Origin of the sequence: Flavobacterium sp. LMO6 (assembly GCF_009495795.1) — a bacterium.
Lineage (GTDB): Bacteria > Bacteroidota > Bacteroidia > Flavobacteriales > Flavobacteriaceae > Flavobacterium.
In genome coordinates this window covers 1-17,073 of sequence record NZ_WIBH01000012.1, presented here as the reverse complement: position 1 = coordinate 17,073, position 17,073 = coordinate 1, and the positions used below count along the sequence as shown (strand labels likewise).

Below are 17,073 nucleotides of genomic sequence, written 5' to 3'. Positions count from 1 at the left end.
CATGAACTACATCACCACTCAAATATTCACAGATAATAGAATAAATATCATTGCTGATAGATTATTCTACTACTTAAATGAAAAATTCACATTTGATTTCGTAAAAGAAAAAATTGTTCTTTCAGGTCATTGTTCTGCAATATTGCAAGAAGCGGAGGTTTCTCCAACAGCAAATAATGTTGTATTCTTCTGTGTTAATTCTGAAATTTATAATTTTCTTTTACTAGAAGTAAGTAAAATACTCAATCCAAAAATATGTATGAAATTCAAAGAGCGAATATTATTAGATTTTGATTTTGTGAAAATTGAAATTTGGTTTCAAGAAACCGGAATGGATGCAATTAACTATGAAGTTTCAAACGTATTTATTCATTCGATAGATAAAATACCATCAATAATTTTATAATATGTCAATACCTGTAAACACAACATCATTTGTAGATACTCCATCTACACAAGCGTTTCAAAATTGGGAATCTAATTTACCAACTAATTTCTTTTATGTTCAAACTAGTCCAAGCGGACTATTTCCTGCGATAGTGCCATTAAAGATAAAAGATATTATTGGAACACCTGAAGCTTCGGGGTATACTGAATTTCGATTAAAAGCAATGAAGTTTTATTTTGGAACGACTTCTCCAGTTGATTGGTTACTAGTTAATAGTTTGCTTATGTCTGCAAATATTACAGGTTCTCCAACTACTTTTCCAATTTCTTCTTCTGGGCTATTAGATACTTTAAACTTATCTATTCAAAATTTAGCTTTAGTTAATGTTGGTATTCATGAGTGTAGAATATCATTTTCTATTGAAGGTAAAACCGCTGCAAATGTTTGGAATGAAATTTATAATTATCAACATATAGCAATTTTAAACGTTTATGAAACGGAACAAACTACATGGAATGAAGATAATTTTATATTAAATCATTACCAAGGAACACCAAGACCTGAAAAGGTAATTACCATTAATGGTCCACAATGGACAGTTGTAACTCCTATAGATTTTATTATAGAGAGTTTAGATCCTGGCGTAACAATTGTTACCACTCCTTCATCTGTCGGTATTCAATATAGTGCAAGTGGTTCAGGAGAAAAAAATATTATTTTGAAAATAGGTGATTATTTTGATACATCTCAAGCTCTTTTGAATCCTACTTATAATAGATTTCTTATGGTTATTGCTGGTGCTTCAACATTTGTTGGTGCTATTAACTTTATATTAAATGTTTTAACGCCTGGCGATTTTCTTGTAAATCCTAGTCCGCTAAATTTTGAAGCTACAAAAGGAGGAACAGAACCGATTGCAATAGATGTTTTTGTTTTTGCTCAAAATGCATATTCAATTAGTCATCCATCTTGGTTATTAGTAACTCCATCACAAGAAAATAGTCCGAGTAATTATGCAAATTTGAATGTAGTTCCAATTTCTCATGCAAATTTATCTGGAGGGACATATTCGGGAAATATAGAACTTACTTCAATTGTCTTAGGCTCTCCCGTTACAATTGAAATTCCTGTTACCTATGTTTTACATGAATTTGTTTCGTCACCATATTCTACAACGCTATTTAACTTTACAAAGGATCCATTATTTTTTGAATTTTATACACAAACAAACGACACTTATTTTGATATTCAAATGAATGTTGAAATATTTGATTGGTATTTTCAAACCGGACTTTCAAAAAATTATGTAATTCCTTTTAAAGTCCCACTTTATAACAAGCGTCAAAGAGAAAATATAGGTCAACGAATTGATAAAATGATTACTAGATTAGTCAATCCATTATTTCAAGATTCAAATTTATACAATGCAGCAAATGTAAGTTTAGAAATCACTGAAAAAACATATCCTGCTCACGAGGTAGTAAGAAATACAACTTTGAATACAATTAAGTTTTTAGCTGGAGTTACACCAAAAAATAAAAATGGCAATTGCGCCTTTCTTGAAATATCTAATGCGACAAAACGTATTGCAAAAGCCTCTTTCGATTTTATTAATTTGCTTTTACAACCAGGAACAATTTATAATTGTGAAATTTTAAGGAATGGAAATCTAGAAAATGAGTTTCAAATTTCTTCAATTGTTCCATCTTATTTATATGTGTTAGATATTGCTTCATTTGAACCAGTACCTGGTGATGTAATTGAATTTAAAGTTTTTGTAAACGCAACGGATTTCATAAGTAAAAAATATTTAGTGTTTCCAGAATCGGAATATTCAAATATGATACTTTGGGAAGACGAATTTAAATTAGTTCAGTCTTATGAGTTTACAGGTAAACATTCTGTTAAATCAGACTTTACATTTCAAAATTCAAATCAAAAAAGAAACCTGATTGATTATATAAAAGGAATAGATTCAAAAGATGTTGAAAAAGTAACAATTAATTCTGGATTTATTCCAAAATCAGATATTGAAATAGTTAAGAACATTATTAAAGCTAAACGCGTTTGGATTTATATTTCGGAAAACAATTTAGTTGAAATGGTTAATGAAACAAAATCTATGATTAATGATGATGTTGACCGCGAATTAAATTCATTTGATTTAGAATTCACAATTAATAAAAAGCGCCATGAGGAAAGTAATTCATTCTAATTTTGAGCTAGACTTATCTAGTAAAAAAATAACAGACATATCGGAGAATCCTATTTTCTCCGATAAGTTTTCTACAAAATACTCCTATCCTATCGAAATAGATTTAGAAGATGATTTGGATATAGCTTTTGGATTTATTTCTTTTTACAATTCTTCTGACCCATTAACATTAATCGATGTGACCTATGTTCATAATGATGTTTTATCTCCAGCAGTTTTAGAAGTTGAAGAAATTCAAGGAAAAAAAATGCAGATAACAATTTCATGGGGATTTGAAGAATTTCCAAGTTGGAATAAAAAGTTATCAGAATTACCGTTAGATAAATTTGAGGTAGCAAATATTTACACTCATGCAGCTGGAATAATTTCACAAACTTATCCAGCAGTAAATTATAATTTTCCTCAAATTCACACCGATAAAATCGATACAGATGATGAAATATGGTTTGCATTTGAAAAGATATTGAATAATTTTAAAGATGGGGCTTTTTTGGAAAACTATGTAGATACATTAGAAGACATTACCTATAACAAAAACATCATGCAGCCTCTTCCTTATTTACTTCATGTATTAAAAAAAGGTTTTGAAGATGGGGGCTATAATTTAGAAGGTTCTTTTACTACTCATCCTTTGGTTCAAAAAATATGTATGTATACGGATGCTACCTATCATACAACATTTGAACAAGAAAGTTACACTATAATGCAAATGTCTGAAGATGCTACAATATCTCTAAGAGAAATAGTTGGTACATTTACAATACCTCCAACTTTTTCGTGGCAACAACCTCAAATTATTACTAATCCAACACAGCGAGTTGCTACATATACTAGTTTAACAACAATTATAGCACCAGGTAAGTATAGAATCATAGGAAAAATAACGCTTTATTCTTTAAGATTTCTACCAAGTTCTATTAAAATAAAATATAGAGATACCATTATTCATTCGCAAACAATAGGATTATTTAATTCTAGAATTAATGGTATTAAATTTGAAAAAAATATAGATATTGTTTTTGAAACTTTATCAGATTTAGAACCAAACGAAATCACTATAATAAGTGAACAATATCCGACAGAAGAAAAAGTAATATTTGATATAAATATTAATCCTATTCGATTACATGATATGTCTGGAGAAGCTATTCCAACTGTCTTAAATCCTAATCAAATTGATTTAACACGAGCAGTTCCAGATATTACATTTGGTGATTTTGTTACCACTTTGAAAAATTGGTTCAATTTAAATTTAGATTATGATTCAAATAACGCCTATTTAAATTTTACTCAAGATGATATTGATTTAGCTAGGCTTAAAGATTTTAATTCTTTTGAAATAATGGAGCCGGTACGTAAGCTTCAAAAAGGAAATTCATATGTATTGAAATTTCAAGATGTAAATTCTAAAGAATATTCTTTTGTTCCTGTTTATCATTCTTTTGACACTATTTCCAATTCAGGTTATGTTGTAAATGAAAAAACAACAGAAATACAAATTAATGGATATCCTCTTCCTTTGGCTTTTAGAAATGGAATTCAAACAGCTCATGCCTTTGAAGAATCTAATGATAAATTGCAATTTGTAATTTATGATGGCTTAACATCAGGTATTAATATTGCGAAGGACCCAACGCAATTATTATTACCAAGTGTGCATGAGAATTTTTGGAAAAAGTTTTTTAATCGTAGAATAAATTCACAACCTTTTACATGGAGTTTCTTAGCCGACAGTTTTGAAATATTAGGGCTTAATATAAAGGACAAACTAAGTTGTTATTCAAATATTCATTTGATAAAAACAATTTCAAAAACCGAAATAGAACCAGAGATATTCGAAGTAGAAATAGAAACTGAAGCAGAGATATAAAAAAAGCGGACTATTCTTGTCCGCTTTTTTTATTAAATAGTTCATCAAGCTTGTAAACATCTTTATTTGCATCGAGTGCTACAATATGAGAATATATCATTGTAGTTTCAATTTTTTTGTGGCCTAGTAATTGCATTAAATTTTCTATTCTTCCACCGGCAATTAAATACAAGGTTGCAAAAGTATGTCTCGATGTATGAAAAGTAACTTTTTTTCTCATCTTCATGCTTAAAGCAATTTTCTTGAGAGTTTTATTCATTGTTTGTTCTGCAACTCTCTTAATGAATAAGTTTGGTTCAGCTTCAATTATTTCACAAGCTAGCTTGTTCAAGTTTATTAATTGGTCTTTCTTAGATTTTTTTGAGATAAAAGAAATGTATTCATCCAAAATGTTTTTACGTTCTAAGTTTCCTACATCAGAAACTCTTAATCCTGTCATGCAACTGAATAAAAAATAACCTAGAGTTAATTTATCAGTCTGATCAATAAATTCAGAATTGTAATAACGAATAAACTTTTTGGTTTCTTCTAAACTTAAAGGAGTTCTATTTCCTCTGGAACTTCCGGCTCTTACATCTTCTAAATCGATTTTTAATTTAATACCATCTTTAATAGCCATTTTTAAAAACTTTTTTATTGATGCTATATTTGAAGCAATTGTTGTGTGAGCATTTCCTCTTTTTCTGCACCAATATTTAAAATCATCAAAAAACTTATGGTCAATCTCATTAAATGGAATGTATTCTTTGTATTCCAATAACTTATGATAAACTGCACGATGCCTTTTTAATGATCCTTTTTCTAGAAATTTTTCTTCATGTTTTAAGCCTTGTTTAAAAAATGCTAAAAAATTAAGCCTAGATAAGTCTTCTTTCAATTCCTTGACTAAAAGTTCTGGAGTTAGAATCATATCATTTGCAAGATAGTTCAATTTGATTTTTTCAATTTTGGTTTCCATTTGTCCAATAACCAAATTAGTATGAATTAAATTTTGATTTAATTCTTTGGCACGTTGTCTTTTTTTATCCCATGTTTTTAATGGAATTGAAAGATTCAGAGATATTCTTTCTCTCTGATCATAACCAGAAGCTACTAGATAAATTCTAGAAGCGCTAGTGTAATTTCGAATAGTAAAATAATAATTCACTGACACGGTAAAATTAAGCGTGTCAAAAAGCGTGTCAGAAATCCTTTGATTTGAAGTTGAAATCATAAAACCACTAAGTTTGAAAATTAAACAAAAAAGCACACAACGCCTTGATTTATCAAGTGTTTGTGTGCTTACTTAGTGATTGCAAAATATTAAAATTTTGCCATTTGTGATCGCGCCAGGATTCGAACCTGGGACCTACTCATTAGAAGTGAGTTGCTCTATCCAGCTGAGCTACGCAACCTAAAATTATTATCGTCGGGGTGGCAGGATTCGAACCTGCGGCCTCCTGCTCCCAAAGCAGGCGCGATAACCGGGCTACGCTACACCCCGAAAACAAAAAAAAGCGGAGAGACAGGGACTCGAACCCTGGCGACGGTTACCCGTCGACAGATTAGCAATCTGCTCCGTTACCACTCCGGCACCTCTCCTATTATTCTGTAAGAACTTATCTTTTTTGCGGTTGCAAATGTATGTTTTCATTCCTTAATATACAACTATTATTAGAGTTTTTTTAATAATTTTTTAATATAAATTTTAAAAGCTCTAATATTCAATACAATAACAAAAGTATTATTTTTATAAATTAATTCAATTTAGATGAAAACCAAAATTAATACACTAAACCACAGAAATCAATTTTAATTATTAATAATTAATTTCATTTGCTTTTTTCAATAGAATAATCATATTTTCTTTATTAAAATTAGAATAAAAATAGTAATTTCGCAATTCAAATAAAAAACCTTTCTATCATGAACAAAAAAGTAGTTATCGTTTCTGCCGTAAGAACTCCAATTGGAAGTTTTATGGGAGCTTTATCTAGTGTACCAGCTACTAAGTTAGGTGCAGCTGCCATAAAAGGCGCTTTAAATAAAATCAATTTAGACCCTAAATTAGTTGACGAAGTTTTAATGGGAAATGTAGTTCAAGCTGGAAACGGCCAAGCTCCTGCAAGACAAGCTGCATTATATGCTGGTTTATCTGAAAATGTAGCTTGTACAACTATAAATAAAGTTTGTGCTAGTGGTATGAAAGCTGTTATGCAAGGCGCTCAAGCTATTATTGCCGGAGATGCTGAAATCGTAGTGGCAGGTGGTATGGAAAACATGAGTTTAATTCCGCATTACGTTCATTTAAGAAACGGTGTTAAATTTGGACCTACTTCGTTAATTGACGGGATGCAAAAAGACGGACTTACCGATGCATACGATAATAACGCTATGGGCGTATGTGCAGACTTATGTGCGTCTGAATATAACATTACAAGAGAAGATCAAGATAACTTCGCAATTCAATCGTATGAGCGTTCTGCAGCTGCTTGGGAAGCTGGTAAGTTTGATACAGAAATTGTTCCGGTTGAAGTTCCTCAAAGAAGAGGTGATGCTATCGTTGTTTCTAAAGATGAAGAATTTACTAATGTTAAGTTAGATAGAATTCCTTCATTAGCTGCGGTTTTTACAAAAGAAGGAACCGTTACTGCTGCTAACGCTTCCACTATTAATGACGGAGCCGCGGCTTTAGTTTTAATGAGCGAAGAAAAAGCACAATCTTTAGGATTAACACCTTTAGCTTATATTAAATCATATGCTGATGCTGCACAAGAGCCAAAATGGTTTACAACTGCACCTGCAAAAGCATTACCAAAAGCATTAGACAAAGCTGGTTTAACGATTGCTGATGTTGATTTCTTTGAATTCAATGAAGCTTTTGCTGTGGTTGGATTAGCTAATGCACAAATCTTAGGATTAGACAATGATAAAATTAATGTAAACGGTGGAGCTGTTTCATTAGGACACCCTCTAGGATGTTCTGGAGCTAGAATTATTGTTACTTTAATTAATGTTTTAAATCAAAATAATGCTAAAATTGGAGCAGCTGCTATTTGTAATGGTGGTGGTGGTGCTTCGGCAATTGTTATTGAAAGAGCATAATTTATAACTTTTACTAATGATGAATTTTGAAATTTAGTTACATTTGTAATTAAATTCTTAATTCATCATTTTTTATTTTTACCAACATGTTTGGAATTTGTAATTTATCTATAGTACCCGTTAGAGCCGAAGCCAGCGATAGAAGCGAACAAGTTTCGCAATTACTCTTTGGCGAACACTTTAAAATTATTGAAATGACAGCCAAATGGGTGCAGGTAGAACTTGCATTTGATAGTTACATAGGTTGGATCGATTCCAAACAATATCAAGCTATAAATGAAGAACAATATAACATCTTATCTAGTTTACCAATTGTTTTAAATGCCGATTTAGTAGAATATATTACTACACCAAACAATCAATTGACTTCTATAATATTGGGCGCTTCATTATCATTTTTAGATAACGAAGAAATAAATACCAACAAATACAGTTTTGAAGGTTTAAAAGTTTGTGGCGAAAAATCGAAATCTGATTTAATTAAAACAGCTTTCATGTATTTAAATACACCTTATTTGTGGGGAGGAAAATCTCCTTTCGGGATTGATTGCTCTGGATTTACCCAAATGGTGTATAAATTAAATGGTTATAAGCTACTTAGAGATGCTTCGCAGCAAGCAACACAAGGTGAAGCATTGAGTTTTATTGAAGAAAGTGAACCCGGAGATTTAGCGTTTTTCGACAATGAAGAAGGCAACATTATCCATGTAGGTATTATGATGGAAAACAACTACATCATACACGCTTCTGGTAAAGTTAGAATAGATCGATTAGATCACCTAGGGATTTACAATGCCGAAGTCAATAAGCATACTCATAAACTTAGAGTTATTAAAAAAATTATATAAAAAAATCCCAATTTTCATTGGGATTTTTTGTTTAGTTTATAGCTTTAGCTTTTTCAGGTTGCCCTGTAATATCATAAGACATTTTCAAAATACTTTTTAAATTCTCATTACTTGAATCTATAGAATAAGCTTTTTCAAAATCAGGTAATGCTTTCGCAAACATTTCTTTTCTTTTGTTTACAAGTTCATCGTATTTTTTAGGATTATCTCTTGATGCATTAATTTCGTTTACAATTTTTTCTTCATCTGCTAATAAAGCATAACCAGAGTTGTAGTAAATTTGAAATTCACCTTTTTTTAAATCCTCATCATTTGGAGCCAATTTTCTAGCTGCATCATAGGTAGATTTTGCTTTTTCAAGCTCAGCATTTTGAGAGTAAAGTAATGCTAAGACTTTTAAAATTTCATGTTTTTTTGTTGAATTTTTTACTTCTCTTGGTTTTTCATGAGAACCTAAGGTAATAAATTGAGATCTCTCTGTTCTAGAACCAAATTCGTCCTCTTTACCATTTGCTTTATTTGTTGCATAGTAGGTAAAACCATTATTTAAATAATCGCTATTAGCATATTCTTCATACATTTTTTGAGATAGTTTATAATCTTCACTTTGTACTGCTAGTATAGCTGCATTTTTTAACGATTTACCTTCTTCTTTCGGATCAAAAGTATACAAAGAGTAAAACAATGCAGATGATTCCTTAAATTTTGAAGTATTATTTAAATTCATAGCTAATGCTGACAAACCTTTCTTGAACTCTGCTTTTTCTTGAATTAATTCATCAGAATACACTTTTTTTCCTGATTTTTTCTCAAAATCAATAGTTTCATTAATTACAGCTCCATAATCTTTTATAAATTCTGGATTATATAATTTCATTTGATCTTGCATGGTTGCTTTTTCTCCTTTAGAAGCTAAAACAACTGTAGGATACATTACTTTATAAAACTTAGCATATACTTTATCAGATTCTTCTGAAGCTAATGATTCTAAAGCATCACTTGCTGTTTTATATTCTTGTAAGTCTTTTTCAGAAATTGTATTCTTACTATAAATTTTCTTTAATGTTTTTAGCTCGTCTTTTTGAGCAAATGTTGCAACCGATAAGAATAATGCTGCACTTAATACTAATTTTTTCATGGTTCTAAAGTTCTAAATTATACAAAAGCCCAAAATAAATTTGGGCCTTATACTTTTTTATTCTTGTGTTTCTTCTTCTGATGAATCAATGTCTGTGCTTGTTTCAGCATCTGAAATTTCTCCATTTTCGTCTAAAACAATTTCTTCCTCTTCACGAAGTACTTTTGTAACTGCTGCAATAGAATCGTTACCTTTAATGTTAATCAATTTAACACCTTGAGTTGCTCTACCCATTACTCTTAAATCAGAAACCATCATTCTAATAGTTAACCCCGATTTATTAATAATCATTAAATCATCGTCATCTGTTACATTGTTGATGGCAATTAAAGCACCCGTTTTTTCAGTAATGTTTAATGTTTTTACACCTTTTCCACCACGATTAGTAATTCGGTATACATCTACTCCATCTTCTTCAACTAATTTAGTACGTTTTCCGTAACCGTTTTCAGTAACTACTAAAATTTGTGTTTCGTTCACATCTTCTTTGTTTACTGTCACAATTCCAATTACTTCATCATTCTCATCAGCTAATGTAATTCCTCTAACTCCTGATGCAGTTCTACCCATTGGTCGCGTTTTTTCTTCTTCAAAACGAACCATTTTACCCGATTTTCCAGCAATTAATACTTGACTTGAACCGTTAGTTAATTTTGCACCTAATAATTCATCGCCTTCTTTAATTGTAATAGCTGCAACACCGTTTACACGAGGCTTAGAATATTTCTCTAAAGATGTTTTCTTAACCTGACCTTGTTTCGTTACCATAATTAAATTGTGGCTCTTAATGTAGTCTTGGTCTTTTAAGTCTTGAGTACAGATAAATGCTTTTACTTTATCATCACTTTCTATGTTGATTAAGTTTTGAATAGCACGACCTTTACTTGCTTTAGTTCCTTCAGGAATTTCGTAAACACGCATCCAGTAACACTTACCTTTTTGCGTGAAATACATTAAATATTGATGATTTGTTGCCACAAATAAATGCTCTAAGAAATCTTGATCTCTTGTTCCAGCTGATTTTTGTCCAACTCCTCCTCTATTTTGTGTTTTGTATTCTGATAATGAAGTACGTTTGATATATCCTGCATGAGAAATAGTAATTACTACACTTTCATCTGCAATTAAATCTTCAATACTAACATCGCCACCTGAATATTCAATTTGTGAACGACGCTCATCTCCATATTTATCTCTGATTTCCGCTAATTCGTCTTTAATTACCTGCATTCTCATTTCTTTGCTTGCCAATAATTCTTTCAAATACGTAATCAATTTCATGATTTCTTCGTATTCAGCGCGTAATTTATCTTGCTCAAGACCTGTTAATTGTCTTAAACGCATTTCTACGATTGCACGTGCTTGAATTTCCGATAATTTGAAACGTTCTATTAAACTTGATCTAGCTTCATCTCCATCTTTAGAAGCTCTAATAATTTTGATAACTTCATCAATATTATCAGAAGCAATAATTAACCCTTCTAAAATGTGAGCTCTTTCTTCTGCTTTTCTTAAATCAAATTGAGCTCTACGAACTACAACATCATGACGGTGTTCAACAAAATGATAAATCAAATCTTTTAGATTTAACATTTGCGGACGACCTTTTACTAATGCAATATTATTTACACTGAATGACGCTTGTAATTGTGTATATTTATAAAGAGTGTTTAAAACTACGTTTGGAACTGCATCACGCTTTAATTCATAAACAACACGCATTCCATTTCTATCCGATTCATCACGAATATTAGAAATTCCTTCAATTTTCTTATCATTAACTAAATCGGCAGTATGTTTAATCATATTTGCCTTATTCACTTGATAAGGGATTTCGGTAACAATTATAGCTTCTTTTCCATTTACTTCTTCAAAACCAACTTTAGCACGCATAACAATACGACCCCTACCTGTTTTGAAGGCTTCTCTTACCCCTTCATAACCATATATAATACCTCCTGTTGGAAAATCGGGAGCTTTTATATAATTTATTAACTCATCAATTTCAATATCATTGTTATCGATATAAGCCAAAATACCATCAACAACTTCAGTTAAGTTGTGAGGCGCCATGTTTGTAGCCATACCTACTGCAATACCCGAAGCTCCATTAATTAATAAGGTAGGAACTTTAGTTGGCATTACTGTTGGCTCTTGTAAGGTATCATCAAAGTTCAATTGGAAATCCACTGTTTCTTTATCGATATCTGCCAACATTTCTTCCGAAATCTTTTTCATTCTGGCTTCAGTATAACGCATTGCCGCCGGACTATCACCATCTACTGAACCAAAGTTACCTTGTCCGTCAACCAATAAATAACGCATACTCCATTCTTGAGCCATACGTACCATTGCGTCGTAAACCGAGGTATCTCCGTGTGGGTGATACTTTCCTAAAACCTCTCCGACAATTCTCGCCGATTTTTTGTGGGCAGATCTTGAGTTAACTCCCAAATCATACATTCCATAAAGTACTCTACGGTGAACAGGTTTTAAACCATCTCTAACATCAGGAAGTGCACGCGACACAATAACAGACATCGAATAATCGATGTAAGCTGATTTCATTTCTTCCTCAATGTTAATAGGAATTAACTTTTCTCCTTCTGACATAAGTATTTATATTAAAATTATCTATTAGTACTAAAACGTGCCAATATACGGCTTTTTGAACTTTTAGGACAAATTTTAAAACACTAATTTCGACTATTTATTAACAATTTTGTTTACAAATTGGTTATAAATCCTATTGCACTTTCTTTCTATTGTCAAATATTTTTTGTCATTTAGCATATCTGTACTTTTATAAGGTATGATTTTTGTATATCCTTATAGAATTTTGTACTTTTACTTATATTACAATTGCTATGGACGATAATTTTTCACCAAGAGTTAGAGACGTTATAACCTTCAGTAAAGAAGAAGCTTTACGATTAGGTCATGACTTTATAGGCACTGAACACCTAATGCTAGGTATACTTAGAGATGGTAATGGAAAGGCTATCAATATTTTAAACAATTTAGCTGTAGATTTATCTCACTTAAGAAAAAAAGTAGAGATTTTAAGTCCTGCAAATCCTAATGGAATTCAAAATATTGAAAAGAAGAATTTACATCTTACACGTCAGGCCGAGCGGGCTTTAAAGACCACTTTTTTAGAAGCTAAACTTTTTAATAATTCCGAAATCAGTACAGCTCACTTATTGCTATGTATTTTACGCAATGAAAACGATCCTACAACCAAGTTGTTGAGTAAATTAAAAATAGATTATGAAACCGTTAAAGAACAATATACAGCCATGATGACAAACGAAGACGATTATTTAGAAAACTTGCCCAAAGCTGAGTCGTTTAATGACGATTCAGGACAAGATGACAGTTCAAAAGAAAGCGCATTTAACAACCCTCCTTCAGGAAATAAAACCAATAAGAAGTCAAAAACCCCTGTTTTAGATAATTTCGGACGCGATTTAACAGAAATGGCCGAAGAAGGTAAATTAGATCCTGTGGTAGGACGTGAAAAAGAAATTGAGCGTGTTTCTCAAATTTTAAGCCGTAGAAAGAAAAACAATCCTCTTTTAATTGGTGAGCCAGGTGTAGGTAAATCTGCAATTGCAGAAGGCTTGGCTTTGCGTATTATTAAGAAAAAAGTGTCTCGAAATTTATTCAATAAACGTGTGGTTACACTTGATTTAGCTAGTTTAGTAGCTGGAACTAAATACCGTGGTCAATTCGAAGAAAGAATGAAAGCGGTTATGAATGAATTAGAAAAAAACGATGACATCATTTTGTTTATCGATGAAATTCATACTATTGTTGGCGCAGGTGGAGCAACAGGTTCACTTGATGCTTCTAACATGTTTAAACCGGCTTTAGCAAGAGGCGAAATTCAATGTGTGGGCGCAACAACTTTAGACGAATATCGTCAGTATATTGAAAAAGATGGTGCACTGGAAAGACGTTTTCAAAAAGTAATTGTTGAGCCAACATCTGTTGAAGAAACGATTACCATTTTAAATAATATTAAGCCTAAATACGAAGATCATCATAATGTAATTTATACACCAGAAGCTATTGAAGCGTGTGTTAAATTAACAAATCGTTACATGACCGATCGTTTTCTTCCAGATAAAGCTATTGATGCGTTAGACGAAGCTGGTTCTCGTGTTCACATCATCAATATTGATGTTCCGAAACAAATTTTGGAATTAGAACGTCAGTTAGAAGAAGTACGCGAACTAAAAAACACAGTTGTTAAAAAACAAAAATATGAAGAAGCAGCTAAACTTAGAGATGATGAAAAACGCATCGAAAAAGATTTAGCTATTGCACAAGAACAATGGGAAGAAGATTCTAAAAATAACAAAGTTACCGTTACAGAAGATAACGTTGCCGATGTAGTTTCTATGATGACCGGAATTCCAGTAAACCGTATTGCTCAGACTGAAAGCAATAAGTTAGCTCACTTACCCGAACTAATTAGAGGTAAGGTAATTGGACAAGATGAGGCGGTATTAAAAATTGCTAAATCAATACAAAGAAATCGTGCAGGTTTAAAAGATCCTAACAAACCAATTGGTTCCTTTATTTTCTTAGGTCAAACTGGTGTTGGAAAAACACAATTAGCAAAAGTAATTGCTAAAGAATTGTTTGATTCTGAAGATGCGTTAGTTCGAATCGATATGAGTGAATACATGGAAAAATTCGCCATTTCTCGTTTAGTTGGAGCGCCTCCGGGATACGTTGGATATGAAGAAGGTGGTCAATTAACTGAAAAAGTAAGAAGAAAACCTTATTGTGTAGTACTTTTAGATGAGATTGAAAAAGCACATCCAGATGTATTTAACATGATGCTTCAAGTTTTAGATGACGGACATTTAACAGATAGTTTAGGTCGTAAAATTGATTTTAGAAATACGATTATTATCATGACTTCTAATGTTGGAGCGCGTCAATTAAAAGATTTTGGACAAGGAGTTGGGTTTGGAACAGCTTCAAAAACAGCACAAGCCGAAGACAATTCTAAAGGAATTATAGAGAATGCGCTTAAGAAAGCATTTGCACCTGAGTTTTTAAATAGAATTGACGATGTAATTGTATTTAATGCTCTTGAAAAACATGATATTGATAAGATTATTGATATTGAATTAGATAAATTATATTTGAGAGTAAAAGAATTAGGCTATACCTTAAAACTTTCTGACGCTGCTAAAGATTATATTGCCGAAAAAGGTTTTGATAAACAATTTGGAGCTCGACCGTTAAAAAGAGCTATTCAAAAATATGTTGAAGATGCATTAGCAGAAGAAATTATTACTTCTAAAATTCATGAAGGTGATCAAATTTTTATGGATTTAGATGCTGATAATCAAGAACTCAAAATAGTTATTAAAAAATTAGAAGAACCAAGCTCATAGCTTGGTTTTTTTATTTTAAACAATTTTAAAAATATATTAAAAAATATATTACATTAGATTCTTAATTTATTCGTTTAAAAATGTTAGACAAAGTTATTGTAGGTAGTGAAGAATGGTGTTCCTTCCCTACTTTGGGTATTCCAACAATTAAAGCACGTGTAGACTCTGGAGCTAAAACTTCGGCAATTCATGCACTTAATATTGTTACATTTGAAAAAGACAGTGAAAATTGGGTCAAATTTGACATCAATCCAATTCAAAACAATGCAAAGGCAATTATTCATTGTGAAGCTCCTTTAGTAGATAAAAGAGTCGTAAAAAGTTCAAGTGGGTTTAGAGAACAACGCTATGTTATCAAAACCAGATTAGAAATTGGTGGAAAAACATGGGAAATTGAAGTTACTTTAACGAATAGAGATTCCATGGGTTTTCGAATGCTTTTAGGGCGCGAAGCCATGTCAGGACGAGTTTTAGTTGATCCAGAACAAAGATATTTATTAGGGCAACCAACTACCGAAAAACTTAAAGAATATTATTACGCAACAAATGAATCTAAAAAAGGGCTAAAAATTGGATTATTAGCAAGTAATCCTGAATTATATAGTAACAAAAGAATTTTAGAAGCAGGCGAATTAAGAGGTCATGAAATGCATTTCCTTAATTTAAAGTACTGCTACATGAAATTAGATGCTGATACTCCTGAAATTCACTACAGAGGTGGAAAAGTACTTAATGACTTTGATGCTGTTATTCCAAGAATTCGCCCTAGTATGACCTATTATGGTTGTGCTTTAACAAGACAATTTGAAGCTTTAAAAGTATTTGCTCTAAATAACGCATCTGCTATTACGCAATCCAGAGATAAGCTATTTTCTTTACAATTATTACTAAATAACGGAGTTGATATTCCTACCACTGGATTTGCAAATTCACCTTTAGATACAGACGATTTAATTAAAATGGTAGGTGGTTCGCCATTGATAGTAAAATTATTAGAGGGAACACAAGGAAAAGGTGTTGTTTTAGCAGAAACTAAAAAGGCTGCTGAATCGGTAATTAATGCGTTTAAAAGTTTAAATGCTAACATTTTAGTTCAAGAGTTTATTAAAGAAGCAAACGGTAAAGATTTAAGACTCTTTGTAGTAGACGGAAAAGTAGTTGCTGCAATGCAAAGAGAAGCTGCTCCGGGTGAATTTAGAGCAAATATTCACATGGGCGGAACTGCTTCTGTTGTAAAAATAACTGCAGAGGAAAAGAAAATCGCAATTAAAGCGGCTAAAGCCATGAACTTAAAAGTTGCAGGAGTAGATATTATTCGATCTTCTAAAGGGCCTTTATTATTAGAAGTAAATTCGTCTCCTGGTTTAGAAGGAATTGAAGGAGCGACTCAAAAAGACATTGCTGGCGAAATGATAAAAGCAATTGAGAAAAACTTTAAGTGGAAATAGTTCAGTGTTCAGTGTTCAGTGTTCAGTGTTCAAAATTAGATAGATTATGAAAAAACAATATACAGTTCCGTTTGTTTTATTTCTTTTAGGAATGGCGATTACAATAATTGGAGCTCTATTTAAACTCATGCATTGGCCTGGAGCTAATTTTATGTTGATAATTGGAATGATTGCCGAGGCAATTGCAATTATTTCATTAATAATTGTTTTACTTAAAAAGGATAAATGAAAATAGTTTTCCAAATATTAATTATAATTATAGCCCTACTACATCTCTATTTTTTGTGGCTTGAAATGTTTGCATGGACAACAAAAGCAAAAAAAGTATTTAGAAGTTTACCAGAAGATTTATTTGAAAAAACAAAAGTTTTAGCAGCAAATCAAGGTTTATATAACGGATTTTTAGCGGCAGGACTGTTGTGGTCGTTATTTATTTCTGATAAAAATTGGAGCAACCATATCGCTTTATTCTTTATGTGTTGTGTAACAGTCGCTGGAATTTATGGATGGTATTCTACAAAATCAAAAAAAATATTTTATGTACAGGCCTTGCCTGCCATTTTAGGAATCATAATTGTTTTATTTACATAAAAAAATGCTCAAGTACAACTGAGGGCACTGAAAAAGTTCCTTTAAATAATAATTGCAATAATTTAAGGAGTAGA

General features: G+C 31.5%; 12 protein-coding genes and 3 tRNA genes. 9 read left to right on the top strand and 6 right to left on the bottom strand.

The genetic code is table 11. From position 1 onward, the window contains the following. Position 1 precedes the first annotated feature (1 nt). From GFJ99_RS11585 to GFJ99_RS11575, 3 genes are read left to right on the top strand one after another with little or no spacing between them, the layout of a single operon-like run. Positions 2 to 406, top strand: coding sequence for a hypothetical protein (locus GFJ99_RS11585; protein ID WP_153208960.1), 405 nt, complete (start codon positions 2 to 4; stop codon positions 404 to 406). 1 nt (position 407) lies between these two features. After that, complete coding sequence (locus tag GFJ99_RS11580; RefSeq protein WP_153208958.1) at positions 408 to 2,603, top strand: hypothetical protein; 2,196 nt, start codon at positions 408 to 410, stop codon at positions 2,601 to 2,603. Further along, positions 2,581 to 4,473 (top strand): hypothetical protein, encoded by a 1,893-nt coding sequence (locus tag GFJ99_RS11575; protein WP_153208956.1) that lies wholly within the window; start codon positions 2,581 to 2,583, stop codon positions 4,471 to 4,473. Before GFJ99_RS11580 ends, GFJ99_RS11575 begins: the two co-directional genes overlap by 23 nt. Positions 4,474 to 4,483: 10 nt before the next feature. On the opposite strand, the gene GFJ99_RS11570 is transcribed toward GFJ99_RS11575, so the two are convergent. The 4 genes from GFJ99_RS11570 to GFJ99_RS11555 form a co-directional block, all read right to left on the bottom strand. Continuing rightward, complete coding sequence (locus tag GFJ99_RS11570; RefSeq protein WP_153208954.1) at positions 4,484 to 5,686, bottom strand: site-specific integrase; 1,203 nt, start codon at positions 5,684 to 5,686, stop codon at positions 4,484 to 4,486. 107 nt (positions 5,687 to 5,793) lie between these two features. Further along, positions 5,794 to 5,867, bottom strand: a tRNA-Arg gene (locus GFJ99_RS11565). A 14-nt stretch (positions 5,868 to 5,881) separates the two neighbouring features. Further along, a tRNA-Pro gene (locus GFJ99_RS11560) sits at positions 5,882 to 5,956 on the bottom strand. A gap of 14 nt (positions 5,957 to 5,970) precedes the next feature. Further along, positions 5,971 to 6,054 (bottom strand) — tRNA-Ser (locus tag GFJ99_RS11555). 324 nt (positions 6,055 to 6,378) lie between these two features. Here GFJ99_RS11555 and GFJ99_RS11550 point away from each other — a divergent pair. Beyond that, positions 6,379 to 7,557, top strand: a complete 1,179-nt coding sequence (locus tag GFJ99_RS11550) for an acetyl-CoA C-acyltransferase (RefSeq protein WP_153208952.1) — start codon at positions 6,379 to 6,381, stop codon at positions 7,555 to 7,557. 86 nt (positions 7,558 to 7,643) lie between these two features. Continuing rightward, a complete protein-coding gene (locus GFJ99_RS11545) occupies positions 7,644 to 8,405 on the top strand; it encodes a C40 family peptidase (protein ID WP_153208950.1) in 762 nt (253 codons plus the stop codon). A gap of 31 nt (positions 8,406 to 8,436) precedes the next feature. On the opposite strand, the gene GFJ99_RS11540 is transcribed toward GFJ99_RS11545, so the two are convergent. Both GFJ99_RS11540 and gyrA read right to left on the bottom strand, forming a co-directional pair. Further along, positions 8,437 to 9,543: a hypothetical protein gene (locus GFJ99_RS11540; protein WP_153208949.1), complete on the bottom strand. Its 1,107-nt coding sequence runs from the start codon at positions 9,541 to 9,543 to the stop codon at positions 8,437 to 8,439. A gap of 57 nt (positions 9,544 to 9,600) precedes the next feature. Then, the gene (gene gyrA, locus GFJ99_RS11535; RefSeq protein ID WP_153208947.1) at positions 9,601 to 12,156 is read right to left on the bottom strand and encodes a DNA gyrase subunit A; all 2,556 of its coding nucleotides are present in this window, start codon (positions 12,154 to 12,156) and stop codon (positions 9,601 to 9,603) included. Positions 12,157 to 12,410: 254 nt separating this feature from the next. Here gyrA and GFJ99_RS11530 point away from each other — a divergent pair, with 254 nt between their 5' ends. The 4 genes from GFJ99_RS11530 to GFJ99_RS11515 all read left to right on the top strand — a co-directional run bounded on the left by GFJ99_RS11530 (position 12,411) and on the right by GFJ99_RS11515 (position 16,999). Continuing rightward, on the top strand, positions 12,411 to 14,960 hold the full coding sequence (locus GFJ99_RS11530; RefSeq protein ID WP_153208945.1) for an ATP-dependent Clp protease ATP-binding subunit: 2,550 nt from the start codon (positions 12,411 to 12,413) through the stop codon (positions 14,958 to 14,960). A gap of 80 nt (positions 14,961 to 15,040) precedes the next feature. Continuing rightward, complete coding sequence (gene rimK / locus GFJ99_RS11525; protein WP_153208942.1) at positions 15,041 to 16,408, top strand: 30S ribosomal protein S6--L-glutamate ligase; 1,368 nt, start codon at positions 15,041 to 15,043, stop codon at positions 16,406 to 16,408. A gap of 46 nt (positions 16,409 to 16,454) precedes the next feature. After that, a complete protein-coding gene (locus GFJ99_RS11520) occupies positions 16,455 to 16,637 on the top strand; it encodes a hypothetical protein (protein WP_153208940.1) in 183 nt (60 codons plus the stop codon). After that, positions 16,634 to 16,999 carry a DUF1304 domain-containing protein gene (locus GFJ99_RS11515; protein ID WP_153208938.1) on the top strand — a complete coding sequence of 122 codons (366 nt, stop codon included), beginning with the start codon at positions 16,634 to 16,636 and terminating at the stop codon, positions 16,997 to 16,999. The genes GFJ99_RS11520 and GFJ99_RS11515 overlap by 4 nt, the downstream gene beginning before the upstream one ends. The last annotated feature ends 74 nt before the right edge of the window (positions 17,000 to 17,073 follow it).

Coding starts and splice junctions, on each gene's coding strand:
- GFJ99_RS11540 (WP_153208949.1), bottom strand. CDS start 9,543: ATGAAAAAATTAGTATTAAGTGCAGCATTATTCTTATCGGTTGCAACA.
- GFJ99_RS11575 (WP_153208956.1), top strand. CDS start 2,581: ATGAGGAAAGTAATTCATTCTAATTTTGAGCTAGACTTATCTAGTAAA.
- GFJ99_RS11530 (WP_153208945.1), top strand. CDS start 12,411: ATGGACGATAATTTTTCACCAAGAGTTAGAGACGTTATAACCTTCAGT.
- GFJ99_RS11580 (WP_153208958.1), top strand. CDS start 408: ATGTCAATACCTGTAAACACAACATCATTTGTAGATACTCCATCTACA.
- gyrA (WP_153208947.1), bottom strand. CDS start 12,156: ATGTCAGAAGGAGAAAAGTTAATTCCTATTAACATTGAGGAAGAAATG.
- GFJ99_RS11570 (WP_153208954.1), bottom strand. CDS start 5,686: ATGATTTCAACTTCAAATCAAAGGATTTCTGACACGCTTTTTGACACG.
- GFJ99_RS11545 (WP_153208950.1), top strand. CDS start 7,644: ATGTTTGGAATTTGTAATTTATCTATAGTACCCGTTAGAGCCGAAGCC.
- GFJ99_RS11585 (WP_153208960.1), top strand. CDS start 2: ATGAACTACATCACCACTCAAATATTCACAGATAATAGAATAAATATC.
- GFJ99_RS11520 (WP_153208940.1), top strand. CDS start 16,455: ATGAAAAAACAATATACAGTTCCGTTTGTTTTATTTCTTTTAGGAATG.
- GFJ99_RS11515 (WP_153208938.1), top strand. CDS start 16,634: ATGAAAATAGTTTTCCAAATATTAATTATAATTATAGCCCTACTACAT.
- rimK (WP_153208942.1), top strand. CDS start 15,041: ATGTTAGACAAAGTTATTGTAGGTAGTGAAGAATGGTGTTCCTTCCCT.
- GFJ99_RS11550 (WP_153208952.1), top strand. CDS start 6,379: ATGAACAAAAAAGTAGTTATCGTTTCTGCCGTAAGAACTCCAATTGGA.